The sequence below is a fragment of the Peptoniphilus koenoeneniae genome, from assembly GCF_030812875.1.
Taxonomy (GTDB): domain Bacteria; phylum Bacillota; class Clostridia; order Tissierellales; family Peptoniphilaceae; genus Peptoniphilus_B; species Peptoniphilus_B koenoeneniae.
Window position 1 is genome coordinate 131,140 of the sequence record NZ_JAUSTN010000001.1, and the last position, 13,924, is coordinate 145,063.

A 13,924-nucleotide genomic window follows, 5' to 3' on the forward strand; every position below is an offset into this window, starting at 1 on the left:
CTTAAGTGGATATCATTAGAGCAATAGAACAAGAGCAATTAAGATCAGATTTACCGAATTTTAATGTGGGTGATACACTTCAAGTTCACTACAGAATTATAGAAGGTTCAAGAGAAAGAATCCAAGTTTTTGAAGGAACTGTTATAAAAATTCAAGGACAAGGCGTTAGAAGAACTTTTACAGTTAGAAGAATTTCTTACGGTAGTGGTGTAGAAAGGACTTTTGTACTTAACTCACCAAGAATTTCTAAACTTGTTGTTTCAAGAAAAGGTAAAGTAAGACGTGCTAAACTATTCTATCTTAGAGATAGACAAGGCAAAGCAGCTAAAGTTAAAGAAAAAGTTAATTTTTAATGAAATAGGGCTCTTAAGTCCTATTTTTTCTTTTTGTATTTACTTTTATGTTGTATAATTTAGTAAATAACAAAATGAGGTAAAAAATGAAAAAAATATTAATAAGTTTATTATTTATAATAATAATTCTTGCTGGGGGCTTTTTTTATTTATTTAGTAAAAAAGGATCAAGGCAAACAAGCACAAAATATAATGATTTTTCATTTATTTGTGAAGCAGATGATGTTGATAAATCAGACTTTGATAGAATAGATGGACAATTTTATCTATCTCTTGATTTTATTAAAGATAAAATTGATAAAGATGTTTTTTATGATGAAAACGAAAAAGTAATAACATTTACAAATTCTAAAGGAACAAAAAGAATACAAATAGATTCTGACAAAGCAATCTTTAATAATAAAGAAATATTATTAAGAGATCCTGCAATTATAAAAAATTCAAAAGTATATGTTCCAATAGAAGCTTTTATTTATGATTACCCTTTGGACTTAAGATATATTGAAGAACTTAAACTTTTAATTATGGATTATAAAAATGTAAAGCATCCTTTAGGAAAACTTAAAGGATCCGGAACTAATATGAGAGAAGATGCTTCTATGCAATCACCTATAGTTAAAAATTTAAAGGGTGATGAAGAAATAATTGTTTTTGGAGAAGATAAAGACTGGTATAAAGTAAGAATTAAAGATGGATATGCCGGATATATAAATAAAAGTTTGCTTGAAGTTGATTTTAATGGAGATAAATTTTCAAGTGAAGTTGATGTAAAAAAAGAGGCCAAAAGGCCTCTTAATTTAACTTGGGATTACACATACGGACCTCAATCTCAAATAAGCATAAATAATATTACTTATATCCCTGGGGTAAATACTATATGCCCTACATGGTTTTCATTAAAAAATGAAAATGGAGATTTAATAGATAGGGGAAACATAGATTATGTAAATAACTATAAAAATCTAGGAATTGATGTTTGGGGTTATTTAGATAATTCTTTTGATGCTGAAATCACAAACAAAGCCTTAAGCTCAACTACCACAAGAGAAAAAATTATATCAGGAACAATGGAGCTTTTAAATAAATATGGACTTAAGGGTTTAAATATAGATTTTGAACACCTAACTACAAAGGAAAGAGATTTACTTAATCAATTTTTAAAAGAGCTTTATGCTATTTGCAGGGTTAATAAAATAACTTTAAGTGTAGATGTTACACCACAAATTTCAAAAGATGTTAATAAAGAAGTTTATGATAGAAAAGTAATTGCCAATAATTGTGATTATGTCATGCTAATGGCTTATGATCAACACTGGAGTAGCTCTGACAAGGCAGGAAGTGTTGCTGAATATAAATGGGTAGAGGGAAATATAAACAACTTATTAAGGCAAATTCCAGGTGATAAATTTATACTTTGTGTTCCTTTCTACACAAGGGTGTGGTCTATTGATAAAAACAATAAAGTGTCATCCCAAAGTATAGGAATGAAAGAAGTTCAAAATATAATTTCAAGTAAGAATTTAAAAAGTACATTTGATGATGTAGCAAAACAAAATTATGTTGAATATACAGACGGTGATTTAACAAAAAAAATTTGGATTGAAGATGAGTATTCACTTACTCACAAAGCATCTTTAATTAATAAATATAATTTAGCAGGTCTTGCTTCATGGAGAAAAGGCTTTGAAGCTCCTTATATATGGTCTGTAATTAAAGATTCTCTTAAATATTAATATTTGACAAATTTTTTTACTTTAAATATAATAAAAACAGTTTTGAAAGAGGGTGTTTATAATTTTAGCTGAAACACATAAAATCATTGCTGAAAAAATTTATGAAAATGTTCAAAAGAGATATAATCTTAATTTAGATTTAGATAAATTAAAATGGGGAAGCATAGCACCAGATTACCTTCCTTATTATAAACTTCATAGACACTATTATGATGAGAGCATAGAATTTATTGTAAATGAAATTATTTCTTTAATATACATCTCAAGGTATGTTGATCTTTATGAAATGAAACCTGTTTTTAGAAAGTATTTTAGCAAAAAATTAGGAATTATTTCTCATTATATTTGTGATTTTACTTGTTTGCCTCATGCAAATAGAATTACATTTACAAAAAATATGCGTCAACACATAAAATATGAGAATGATTTAAATGAATTTGCAAAAATATTTAAATTTAATAAATCTGAAATCAATATTTATAATATTAAAATTGAAGATGAAGTCACTTTAAGAGAACAAATAGTTTCTTATATTGAAAATGCTATTAGTCTATATAAATCTAAGGAATCTTCTTATTCAAAAGATTTAAATTTTGGACTTTCTTTAAGTAACTTTATTGTAGACTTCATATTAGAAAGTGTATTCTCCTATTGCGGAGAAATTGAAGTTCAACTTGTATAGAATCTTTCACCTTTTTGGTGAAAGTTTTTTATTTTAAATACGGAGGACATATGAGAAGCAATTCAAATGCAACAAAATTAGATTTAAAAGAAACTCAATTAGCAATTAAAACATTAAAAGATTATTTTCAACAAGAACTTGCAAATACTTTAAATCTTGCAAGAGTTTCCGCACCTTTAATGGTAAGGCCGGAAACTGGACTTAATGATAATTTAAGTGGCGTTGAAAAACCTGTAAATTTTAAAGTAAATCAAGGCAAAATAAATGTGGAAATTGTTCAATCTTTAGCAAAATGGAAAAGAAATGCCTTAAAAGAATATGGATTTCATGTATATGAAGGTCTTTATACAGACATGAATGCCATAAGACCTGATGAAACTTTAGATAAAATTCATTCAATTTATGTTGACCAATGGGATTGGGAAAAAATTATTAAAGTTGAAGATAGAAATAAAAATTATTTAAGATTGGTTGTAAAAGAAATATTTGAAGTTTTTAAGATAACTGAAAATTATATTAACCATGTTTATCCATACATTTTGAAGAAAAAGTTACCTGAAGACATATTTTTTATTACTTCACAAGAATTGGAAGATATGTATCCTAATCTTAGCCCTAAAGAAAGAGAAAATGCTATAACTAAAGAAAAAAAAGCTGTTTTTATTGAAGAAATAGGAAATTTTTTGAAATCTGGAAATAAGCATGACGATAGAAGTCCTGATTATGATGATTGGTCTTTAAATGGGGATATTTTATTTTGGAACGAAGTTTTAGGAAGCGCTCTTGAACTTTCCAGTATGGGAATAAGAGTTTCAAAAGAGTCTTTACTTGACCAACTAAAAAAAGATAATAAAATGGAAAGAATTGAAATGCCTTACCACCAAGATATTCTAAATGGAAGACTACCTTATACAATAGGCGGAGGCATAGGTCAATCAAGGCTTTGTATGTTTTTCTTAGAAAAAGAGCATATTGGTGAAGTTCAAGCAGGAATATGGGACGGAGATACAAAAAATTTTGCAAAAGAAAATGGAATTGTATTACTATAAATTTTAAGGAAGATCTTAATATTAAATTTACTTTTCCTAAACAATTACCCCCTTGTTTGTTGTATAATAATAAATACGATAAACAATGGGGGATTTCATTTTGGCAAATAATGCTGCAAGAATAAGGCAAAAAAACAGGTCATACTGCTTCAATAACATAAAAAATTTTTTAATAGATAAATTTTTGTTAGATAATGATGTTGATTCAATAAATATTTTGCTAAACATGTATAATATAGAGAATTCAATAAGTCTTATTGCACCTTCTTACATATCAATAAAAAATTTGAAAAAAGATTTAATTCATTTTTTTAGATATAAGGTTGATAGTGAACTTATGGTAAATAATATTTCAAGTCTTATCCATGACGATATAAATAGATTTGAACTTTCGATTTATCTTGAAGGATACAGGGGTGGCTTTTGCAATAAAGAGTTTACAAATAAACTTGAATGTTTGGCTTTTAAATACCTTGATATCCAAAAAATTTATAATTTAAAAAAACTTTTCAATTATGAATTTTCAAATGAAGAAATTTTGAACTTAAAAAAATATGTTGATAAAGAATTAAATAGGGATTCTGACTTAAAAAAACAAATTAAAAATTTAATTTATAAATTTGATGCCAACCTATTAAAAAAGAAAATTTATGTTCTTAATTCTTATTTAGATAGACAGATAATGATAAATATTAATTCAAACGAAAGTAAATTTATTGATTCTGAAAAACCACTTAATCATGAAGAACTTATGGGCTTAAATAGAAAAATAGTAAAATTTTTATTTAAAGATGCACTTAAGGTTTATAAGATAGGATTTTGGGACGGAGTTAATGATAGAGTTTTAAAAAGATACAAATAACTAAGTTTTAAAACTTAGTTATTTTTTTAAGGTGATTATGAGAATATTAGGAATAGATCCGGGACTTGCTCTCGTAGGTTATGGTATAGTTGATTTTGTTGGAAATACATATAAAGTTCTTGATTACGGAGTTATAGAAACAATTGCAGGAGTTCCATTTCCATCAAGATTAACAGAGATTTATAAAGATTTAAATGGCTTGCTTGAAAAATATAAGCCTGATGATATAGCTTTTGAAGAGTTGTTTTTTAATAAAAATGTAAAGACTGCAATAAAGGTTGCTCAAGCAAGAGGTGTAGAGGTTTTATGTGCAAAATTATTTAGAAAAGAAGTTTACGAATACACTCCTCTTCAAATTAAACAGGCTATAGTAGGATATGGAAGAGCTGAAAAAAAGCAGGTTCAGGAAATGGTAAAAATAATTTTAAATTTAAAGGAAATACCTAAGCCGGACGATGCAGCAGATGCTTTAGCAGTTTGTATTACTCATGGAAGTTCTCTTAAATTTAAAGAAAATTTTATTATGAGGTAAATATGATAGAATTAATAATAGGAAAAATTGAAGAAATAAACGAAAATTCAATATTAGTTGTCAATCAGGGAATCGGATACTGTATATTTCTTAATGGCAGAGAATCTAAAAATTTAGCTATTCATGAGGACATAAAAATTTATACAAGTATGATTGTAAGAGAGGATGATATTTCTCTTTATGGATTTTTATCAAAAGATGAGAGGAAGATTTTTAAACTTTTAATAACAGTATCTGGCATAGGACCTAAAGTTGCTATGGGAATAATGAGTGAGCTTACTCAAAATGATTTAAGAAATGCAATCTTAACTTCTGATATAAATAAGTTACAAAGTGCACCTGGAGTAGGTAAAAAAACAGCTCAAAGAATAATTCTCGAATTAAAAGATAAAATATCTAAAATTAATTTTGAAAATCCTTTAGAATCTTTTATAAGTAATGAGAATGATTTTGATATCACAAGCTCAGATAATGAAGTTGTTGAAGCTCTTGTTAGTCTTGGTTATAATAATAATGAGGTTAGAAATGCCTTAAGGCGTATAGATGCTAATTTGCCTATAGAGATTCAAATTAAAGAAGCTCTTAAGATTATAGGAAGGTAATTATGGAAGATAGACTTGTGGAACCTAGCTTTTCTCCAACAGAAGACCAAACAGAAATAGGTATTAGACCGAAATGGCTTAATGAATATATTGGTCAAGAAAAAGCTAAAGAAAAATTAAAAATTTTTATTGAAGCTGCAAAAAATAGGAAAGAGTCTTTGGATCATTGTCTTTTAAACGGGCCTCCTGGACTTGGTAAAACAACTTTAGCAAATATAATAGCAAATGAAATGGGTGTCAACATTAAGGTTACAAGTGGCCCTGCAATTGAACGCCAGGGAGATTTAGCAAGTATTCTTACAAACCTTAATGAAGATGATGTTTTATTTATAGATGAAATCCATAGAATTAATAAATCTGTTGAGGAAATATTATATCCGGCTATGGAAGATTATGTCCTTGATATAATAATAGGTAAAGGACCCAGTGCAAGATCTATAAGGCTTGATCTTTCAAAATTTACTTTAATAGGAGCAACAACAAGGGCTGGACAACTTTCAAATCCCCTTCGTGACAGATTTGGCGTAATATTAAATTTAGACCTATATGATATTGAAAGTTTAACAAAAATTATTATGAGATCTGCCGACATTTTAAATATAGGGATTGAACCAGAAGGTGCAAAAAAAATTGCAATTAGAAGCAGAGGAACACCAAGAATTGCAAACAGACTTTTAAAAAGAGTAAGAGATTATGCTGAAGTTAAAGAAGATGGAGTTATAACTGAGAAAGTTGCGGAAAGAGGTTTAAATCTATTGGAAATAGATAGATACGGTCTTGATGCATTAGACAGAAAAATAATTCAAGTTATGATAGAAAATTATGGAGGAAGACCTGTAGGCATTGATGCGATAGCTGCATCGGTTGGGGAAGAAAAAATCACTATTGAAGATGCTTATGAACCATATCTTCTTCAAATCGGCTTTATTAACAGGACTCCAAGAGGAAGAGTTCCGACAGAACTTGCCTACAAACACTTTAACATTCCTTATAATAATGATAATGAACAGGAGAAGTTTTTATGAAAAAATTAATTTTTATTTTATCTATTTTATTTTTATTTCAGTTTACATATGCTGAAGAAAATACTTTTTTAAATGTTAAAATAGGTAAAAGCTATAAGCAAAATTCTAAAGTGGAATTAAAAACTGATGGATTATTTTCTCTTGATTATGATGAAAATACAAAGACCCCATTAAACACTAAAGCTTTAATTGTTGTTTATGATGGAACTTCTATAAATGTTTTTAAAGGAAATACAATTATAGTTAAGGATTTTCCTCAAAAAGGAGAAATTTTAATAAGCTCAGATAAGCCAATTAAAATTGGAAAAAGATCTTATAGGGGAAAAATATCTTTTCGTATAAATAATAAGAATTTAGATATCATAAATAATGTAGAAATTGAAGATTATTTAAAGGGAGTAGTGCCAAAAGAATTATCTGCAGAATATCCTTTAGAGGCTTTAAAAGCTCAAGCAATTACATCAAGAAGCTTTGCGATTGCAAATATAAATAAAAATAAGTCTAAAGGCTATAATCTTGATGATACCACATCATGCCAAGTTTATTTCGGCTTTGGAGCGGAAAAGGAAAGAAGCAATAAAGCTGTTGATGAAACTAAGGGAATGTACGCCATGTATGATGGAAAGGTTGCCAATACAATTTTTGGAGCATCTTCAGGTGGACGAACTGCTGAAGTTTCAGAAGTTTGGGGTGGAAAGCAAATTCCATATTTAATAAGTTTTGATGATTCTCAATTTTCATCACATCCATGGACAGTTACGATAAATAAAAATGATTTGAATAAAAAACTTGGAAAAGAAGTTTATTCATTAAGTATAAAAGATTTTGATTCTTCAGGTAGAGTTAAATCTTTATTAATAAATAATTCAGATGAAATGAAAGGCACAAAATTTAGAAACCTACTTGGAAATGTTAAATTTAAATCTACTTTATTTACCATTGAAGATGCCGGGGATTCTTTTGTATTTAAGGGTCAAGGCTACGGACATGGAGTAGGTTTAAGTCAATATGGAGCTGTTCAAATGGCAAAACAAGGCTATAAGGCAGAAGAAATTATGAAATATTATTTTAAAGGTGTAGAGATTATAAAATGAGTTTAAAAACAAGTGATTTTTATTATGATTTGCCAAAAGAATTAATTGCGCAACATCCTCTCGAAGACAGATCGTCTTCGAGACTTTTGATTGCAAATAGATATGACAAAAATTTAAAAGAAGATATTTTTAAAAATATTATTAATTATTTAAATAAAGGAGATGTTTTAGTAATTAATAATACAAAAGTAATTCCGGCAAGGATTCATGGTCATAGAAAGGATAAAGAAGAAAACATAGAAATTCTTCTTTTAACAAGAAAAGGGGACATATGGGAATGTCTTGTCAAGCCTGGTAAAAAGGTTAAAATTGGAACGGAAATAATTTTTAGTGATAAACTTAAAGCAGAAGTTATAGATATAAGTGAAGATGGAAATAGATTTATTAAATTTATCTATGAAGGAATATTTGAAGAAATATTAGATCAACTTGGAGAAATGCCTCTTCCACCGTATATTAAAGAAAAACTTGATGATCAAACAAGATACAATACTGTTTATTCAAAGATAGAAGGTTCGGCAGCAGCTCCTACAGCAGGATTACATTTTACTAAGGAACTTTTGGAACAGATAAAAAATAAGGGCGTTAAAATTGCACCAATAACACTTCATGTTGGCCTTGGAACTTTTAGACCTGTAAAAGTTGAAGATGTTGAAAAACACCATATGCACTCTGAATATTATATGGTATCAGAGGAATCTGCAAGTATAATAAATGATGCTAAAAAAAATGGAAATAAAATTATTGCGGTTGGAACAACTTCAATGAGAACTCTTGAGAGTGTTGCTGATAAAAATGGAATGCTAAAGGAAACAAGGGGTTGGACTGATATATTTATTTATCCTGGTTACGAATTCAAGTGTGTTGATTCTTTAATAACTAATTTTCATTTGCCTGAATCAACTTTGTTAATGCTTGTAAGTGCTTTTTCATCAAAAGATATAATTTTTAATGCTTATGAATATGCAATAAAAAATAAATTTAGGTTTTTTAGCTTTGGAGACGCTATGTTTTTAAGGGGGAAAGATGTTTAAATATGAATTATTAGCTCATTCATCTGAATGTAAAGCAAGAGTCGGAAGGATAACTACAGATCATGGAACTATAGAAACTCCCATATTTATGCCCGTAGGCACAAGAGCCACAGTAAAAACAATGACTCCTGAAGAAGTAAAAGAATTAGGTGCCCAAATAATTTTATCCAATACCTATCATTTATTTTTAAGACCTGGGAAAGATATTATTAACAAAGCTGGCGGTCTCCACAAATTCATGAATTGGGATAAGCCTATTCTAACTGACAGCGGAGGATTTCAAGTATTTTCTTTAAGTAAAAGACGTAAAATAACAGAGGAAGGCGTTGAATTCAGGTCTCACATAGATGGCTCAAAACAGTTTATATCTCCTGAAATTTCTATAGATATGCAAAATACTCTTGGTTCAGATATTATAATGGCTTTTGATGAATGTGCACCTTATCCTGCAAACAGATCATATATTGAGCATTCAATGATGAGAACTAGTCGTTGGGCTAAAAGATGTAAAGAATTTCATAAAAATACTGATAAACAAGCTTTATTTGGAATTGTACAAGGTGGAATGTATAAGGATTTAAGAGAAATATCAGCGAAAAGTTTAGTAGATTTAGATTTTCCAGGATATGCAGTTGGAGGGTTAAGCGTTGGTGAACCTGAAGACTTAATGATAGATGTTTTAAATTTTACAACTGATTATTTGCCAGAAAATAAGCCAAGATATTTAATGGGAGTAGGAAGCCCAGACTATTTATTTGAAGCAGTACAATATGGAATAGATATGGCTGATTGTGTTCTTCCAACAAGAATTGCAAGAAATGGAACTGCAATGACATCAAAGGGAAAAATTGTAATTAAAAACGCTAAATATAAAGAAGATTTTACACCCCTTGATCATGATTGTGATTGTTATACTTGTAAAAATTATTCAAGAGCTTATATAAGACATTTATTTAATGTAAATGAGATTCTTGCATATAGACTTGTAACTATTCACAATCTACATTTTCTTTTAAATTTAATGAAGGGAATAAGAAAGTCTATTATTGATGATAGATTTATGGAATTTAAAAATAACTTTTATAAAAATTATGGATATGAAAAATAAGTGTCAAATAAATGACACTTATTTTTTTTCTAATTTTTTAATTCTATAGTGAACATGATAGTATTTAATATTAAATCCTTCTGAATTTAGGAGCTTTGCAATTTGCCTTGCACCCATACCTAAACTTCGATAATGTAAAATCCTTTCTTGTAAAAAATCTTCATGATTTTTTAATTTTACAATTTTTTTATACTTTTCTTTATAAATCTCAATTAATTTTTTTTCCATTAAATCTAAAATAAATTTTTCTGAATTATCAATATTATCAATAAAAATTTTTGCAAGAGGAAGACATTCATCTTGGGGACCTGGTAAATTTAAAATTGTAGAATTTTGTGTTTTATTTAAACTTATTTTTGAAAACAAATGTCCGTTATCTCCATAAATTTCTCTAAAATTATCTTTAAATTTATTTCCAATAGCAGATTGGACGAAATCCTTACTGAACAAATTATTATACCTATGTCCGCCTCCTGTACCACCTATAAAAATAATAAAATCATAATTTTCATTTAAAACAGAATTTAAAGTATTAGAAATAACCATTTCATCATCAACTAGGGGCTGGAGTTTTTTTATTGTAGAGTCCGGAAATCTTTCTATTATAAGCTTTGAAATTTCAGGAGTATTATTGTCAGAAATGGTACCGTCTAAAATTTCATTTCCTGTAGGAATAAGCAAAAAATTATAAGTTTTATAAAAAGTCTTACCCTTATATTTATTTAAAATTTCTTCCACTCTATTGTAGATTTCTTCAGCTTTTAATTTAAGCTCGTCTTCATCCATATCCAACATTCTAATGATTAGTCCTTTGTCACTAACTCCTATTATTTCAAGATGTGCATTTAATTTTAAACTTAATTCACGTTTAAAATTATCAACCTTTAAATTTTTTATAAGTAAATTTGGAAAAGAAATAATATCATCCTTGATTAAATAATTCATAAATCCCCCTTTCTTGTTATAAATTATACCAAATGTTATAATTTATTATAAGGAGTTGATTGATATAAAAGCTGAAGAATTTTTAAAAAAAGTACAAGATGGTGAAATATCTCTTGAAGAAGGTCTTAAATATTTGCAAAACTTACCTTATCAAGAGCTTAATTACGCCAAGCTTGATTTTCATAGAGAAGTTCGAAATGGTTTTGGTGAAGTTATTTTTTGCCAGGGAAAAGAAGATAAGCATCTATTAGGTATTTTTGAAAATTTTGCTAATAGAGATTCAAATGTCTTAGGGACAAGGGCAAATAAACACCAATACGAACTTATAAAAGAGATTCTACCTGAAATTCAATTTTATGAAGATGCAAAAATATTGAAAATAGAAAAAAATCCAATAAAAAAGATTGGCAATGTTTTAATAGTTACGGGAGGAACTGCTGACATACCTTTTGCTGAAGAAGCAGCTTTTACAGCAGAATATTTTGGATCAAAAGTTAATAGATTATATGATGTTGGAATCTCAGGTCTTCATAGACTTTTAAAAAATCTTGATACATTAAGAAGCGCAAATGTAATAGTAGCAGTTGCCGGAATGGAAGGGGCTCTTCCTGGAGTTGTTGCGGGTCTGGTTGAAGTTCCTGTTATAGCTTTACCAACATCTGTTGGATATGGATCTAATTTTAAAGGCCTCTCAGCCCTTCTCACAATGCTTAATTCTTGTGCTGAAGGTATTAATGTAGTCAATATAGATAACGGATTCGGAGCAGGCTATAACGCAGCTCAAATAAATAGATTAATAGGTGATGAACGTTGACACTTAAAGAAAAAGAAAAGCATTTAGAAGAGATTTTAAAAAAATATAAAAAAATTGTAGTTGCTTTTTCAGGTGGTGTTGATTCAAGTTTTTTACTTGCTAAAGGAATAGAAACCCTGGGAAGTCAAAATGTATTAGCTGTAAATTTAATTTCTTCCATGCAACCTAAACGTGAAGAAGATTATGCAAAACATTTTGCTGAAAAATATAAGGCTAATATTATTTATTTAAAAGCTGATGAATATTCTATTAAGGAATTTGTAGAAAATTCAAAAGATAGATGTTATTTTTGTAAACATGCCATATTTACAAAAATAATAGAAGAGGCTCAAAAAAAAGACTTTAATATTATATGCGACGGAACAAATTATGATGATTTAGATGATTATAGACCGGGACTTCGTGCCTTAAAAGAATTAGATGTAAAAAGTCCTTTAAAAGAAGCTGAACTTACTAAAAATGACATTAGGGAGCTTTCTAAAGAAATGAACATAGAAACTTGGAAAAAACCATCAGCTGCTTGTTTGGCTTCAAGAGTTCCATATGGAACGAAAATAAGTCTTGAAATAATGAAAAAAGTTGAATTGTCAGAGGAATTTTTAAGGCAACTTGGATTTATCAATCATAGAGTTCGATATCACGGAAATATTGCAAGAATTGAGATAAATTTAGAGCAAATAAATTTGCTTTTAGAAAATAGAGAAAAAATTATTAAAAAGTTTAAAGAGATAGGATTTTTATATGTAACAATGGATTTAAGCGGTTATACAATGGGCTCACAAAATTTGGCCATAGGAGGATAATATGGATTTATATCTTGAATGTTTTTCAGGAATTAGCGGAAATATGTTTATAGGAGCTATGATAGACATAGGAGTTCCTTTTGATTATTTAAAAAAAGAATTAAATAAATTAAACTTAGGAGAATATGACCTAATATGCGAAAGAAGAATAAAAAATGGCATTGATGCAAACTATTTTAATGTAATTTTACCTGAAGAAAAATCTGACCATCATCACGAACATGACCACGACCACGAAAATGAGCATCATAATGAACATATTCATGATCATAATCACGACCAAGACCACAATCACGAACATAACCACCATGATCACGATCATCATGGTTTTCATAGAAATCTTTCTCAAATTACAGAAATTATAGATAATTCAAGCCTTAGCAGTTTTGTAAAAGAAAAAGCAAAAGAAATATTTTTACACATTGCAAAAGCAGAAGCTAAAATTCATGGTAAAGGCATAAATGAAGTCCACTTCCATGAAGTTGGGGCAATTGATTCCATAATTGATGCTTGTGGAGCAGCTTTGTGTATAGAATATTTAAAAATAGAAAAAATTTATGCTGGAACAGTTTATACAGGAAATGGATTTGTAAATATAGCCCACGGTAAATTTCCTGTGCCGGTTCCTGCTACTCTTGAGATACTTTCCAACACAAACCTCACTACAGCTAAGAGCAGCGTCATAGGAGAGCTTGTAACTCCAACAGGTGCTGCAATATTAAAAACTTTTTCTGAGCCATTTAAGGGCAATTTGAAGACTTTTAAAACAGGATATGGTTCAGGAAGCAAAGATTTTGAAATTCCTAATGTATTAAGAGCCTCATTAATAGAAATTTCAGAAAATGAAAAGAATATTTCGTGTAAAAAAATAATTGAAACAAATATTGATGATTCTACAGGAGAGGAACTTGGTTTTGCAAGTGAGAAATTATTTGAAATAGGTGCTTTGGATGTTTGGTATTCACCAATATATATGAAAAAAAATAGACCAGCATATAAACTTTCTTGTTTAGTTGATCCAGAATTAGTTGAAAAAGCTGCTTATATAATTTTAAAATACACAAGTTCTATAGGTGTAAGAATTTTAGAAGCTCAAAGAATTGAAATGAAAAGAGATTTTTCAAAAATTGCAGTTAAAGATGGAGAAATTACAGTAAAACATTTATCCTATAAAGATATAAGTAAAAAAAGTTTTGAATATGAAGATTTAAAGAAAATTTCAATAAAAACAGGAAAATCTATACGAAAAATTAAAGAAGAAATATAAAAAAAGACCTCACATGGGGTC

At 28.5% G+C, this 13,924-nt stretch carries 15 protein-coding genes; 14 read left to right on the plus strand and 1 reads right to left on the minus strand.

All coding sequences use genetic code 11. The features are described from left to right. Positions 1–5 precede the first annotated feature (5 nt). From rplS to tgt, 11 genes are all read left to right on the plus strand, one after another. Entirely contained in the window at positions 6–353 is a 348-nt protein-coding gene (rplS, locus tag J2S72_RS00665; RefSeq protein WP_023056339.1) for a 50S ribosomal protein L19, read from the plus strand. A gap of 86 nt (positions 354–439) precedes the next feature. Then, complete coding sequence (locus J2S72_RS00670) at positions 440–2,086, plus strand: glycosyl hydrolase family 18 protein (protein WP_023056386.1); 1,647 nt, start codon at positions 440–442, stop codon at positions 2,084–2,086. A gap of 52 nt (positions 2,087–2,138) precedes the next feature. Beyond that, positions 2,139–2,768, plus strand: a complete 630-nt coding sequence (locus J2S72_RS00675) for a zinc dependent phospholipase C family protein (RefSeq protein WP_023056383.1) — start codon at positions 2,139–2,141, stop codon at positions 2,766–2,768. A 50-nt stretch (positions 2,769–2,818) separates the two neighbouring features. Then, the gene (gene asnA / locus J2S72_RS00680) at positions 2,819–3,817 is read left to right on the plus strand and encodes an aspartate--ammonia ligase (protein WP_023056372.1); all 999 of its coding nucleotides are present in this window, start codon (positions 2,819–2,821) and stop codon (positions 3,815–3,817) included. A gap of 100 nt (positions 3,818–3,917) precedes the next feature. Then, a complete protein-coding gene (locus J2S72_RS00685) occupies positions 3,918–4,679 on the plus strand; it encodes a hypothetical protein (protein WP_023056355.1) in 762 nt (253 codons plus the stop codon). Positions 4,680–4,716: 37 nt separating this feature from the next. Beyond that, positions 4,717–5,211, plus strand: a complete 495-nt coding sequence (ruvC, locus tag J2S72_RS00690) for a crossover junction endodeoxyribonuclease RuvC (protein WP_023056340.1) — start codon at positions 4,717–4,719, stop codon at positions 5,209–5,211. Positions 5,212–5,213: 2 nt separating this feature from the next. After that, positions 5,214–5,813, plus strand: a complete 600-nt coding sequence (ruvA, locus tag J2S72_RS00695) for a Holliday junction branch migration protein RuvA (RefSeq protein WP_023056307.1) — start codon at positions 5,214–5,216, stop codon at positions 5,811–5,813. Between the two features lie 2 nt (positions 5,814–5,815). Beyond that, on the plus strand, positions 5,816–6,838 hold the full coding sequence (gene ruvB / locus J2S72_RS00700; RefSeq protein WP_023056358.1) for a Holliday junction branch migration DNA helicase RuvB: 1,023 nt from the start codon (positions 5,816–5,818) through the stop codon (positions 6,836–6,838). Next, a complete protein-coding gene (locus J2S72_RS00705; RefSeq protein ID WP_023056332.1) occupies positions 6,835–7,932 on the plus strand; it encodes a SpoIID/LytB domain-containing protein in 1,098 nt (365 codons plus the stop codon). The genes ruvB and J2S72_RS00705 overlap by 4 nt, the downstream gene beginning before the upstream one ends. Beyond that, positions 7,929–8,966: a tRNA preQ1(34) S-adenosylmethionine ribosyltransferase-isomerase QueA gene (gene queA, locus J2S72_RS00710; protein WP_023056362.1), complete on the plus strand. Its 1,038-nt coding sequence runs from the start codon at positions 7,929–7,931 to the stop codon at positions 8,964–8,966. The genes J2S72_RS00705 and queA overlap by 4 nt, the downstream gene beginning before the upstream one ends. Beyond that, entirely contained in the window at positions 8,959–10,074 is a 1,116-nt protein-coding gene (gene tgt, locus J2S72_RS00715; protein WP_023056352.1) for a tRNA guanosine(34) transglycosylase Tgt, read from the plus strand. The genes queA and tgt overlap by 8 nt, the downstream gene beginning before the upstream one ends. Before the next feature lie 18 nt (positions 10,075–10,092). Here the strand turns inward: tgt and J2S72_RS00720 are convergent, their stop codons facing one another. Beyond that, a complete protein-coding gene (locus tag J2S72_RS00720; RefSeq protein ID WP_023056395.1) occupies positions 10,093–11,019 on the minus strand; it encodes a molybdopterin-binding protein in 927 nt (308 codons plus the stop codon). 55 nt (positions 11,020–11,074) lie between these two features. Here J2S72_RS00720 and larB point away from each other — a divergent pair, with 55 nt between their 5' ends. The 3 genes from larB to larC are packed head-to-tail and all read left to right on the plus strand — an operon-like array spanning position 11,075 to position 13,903. Then, positions 11,075–11,833, plus strand: coding sequence for a nickel pincer cofactor biosynthesis protein LarB (larB, locus tag J2S72_RS00725; RefSeq protein ID WP_023056347.1), 759 nt, complete (start codon positions 11,075–11,077; stop codon positions 11,831–11,833). Further along, complete coding sequence (gene larE, locus J2S72_RS00730; RefSeq protein ID WP_023056365.1) at positions 11,830–12,636, plus strand: ATP-dependent sacrificial sulfur transferase LarE; 807 nt, start codon at positions 11,830–11,832, stop codon at positions 12,634–12,636. The genes larB and larE overlap by 4 nt, the downstream gene beginning before the upstream one ends. Position 12,637: 1 nt before the next feature. Further along, on the plus strand, positions 12,638–13,903 hold the full coding sequence (gene larC, locus J2S72_RS00735; RefSeq protein WP_023056425.1) for a nickel pincer cofactor biosynthesis protein LarC: 1,266 nt from the start codon (positions 12,638–12,640) through the stop codon (positions 13,901–13,903). The last annotated feature ends 21 nt before the right edge of the window (positions 13,904–13,924 follow it).

Coding starts and splice junctions, on each gene's coding strand:
- J2S72_RS00670 (WP_023056386.1), top strand. CDS start 440: ATGAAAAAAATATTAATAAGTTTATTATTTATAATAATAATTCTTGCT.
- asnA (WP_023056372.1), top strand. CDS start 2,819: ATGAGAAGCAATTCAAATGCAACAAAATTAGATTTAAAAGAAACTCAA.
- ruvC (WP_023056340.1), top strand. CDS start 4,717: ATGAGAATATTAGGAATAGATCCGGGACTTGCTCTCGTAGGTTATGGT.
- ruvA (WP_023056307.1), top strand. CDS start 5,214: ATGATAGAATTAATAATAGGAAAAATTGAAGAAATAAACGAAAATTCA.
- ruvB (WP_023056358.1), top strand. CDS start 5,816: ATGGAAGATAGACTTGTGGAACCTAGCTTTTCTCCAACAGAAGACCAA.
- J2S72_RS00705 (WP_023056332.1), top strand. CDS start 6,835: ATGAAAAAATTAATTTTTATTTTATCTATTTTATTTTTATTTCAGTTT.
- queA (WP_023056362.1), top strand. CDS start 7,929: ATGAGTTTAAAAACAAGTGATTTTTATTATGATTTGCCAAAAGAATTA.
- tgt (WP_023056352.1), top strand. CDS start 8,959: ATGTTTAAATATGAATTATTAGCTCATTCATCTGAATGTAAAGCAAGA.
- J2S72_RS00720 (WP_023056395.1), bottom strand. CDS start 11,019: ATGAATTATTTAATCAAGGATGATATTATTTCTTTTCCAAATTTACTT.
- larC (WP_023056425.1), top strand. CDS start 12,638: ATGGATTTATATCTTGAATGTTTTTCAGGAATTAGCGGAAATATGTTT.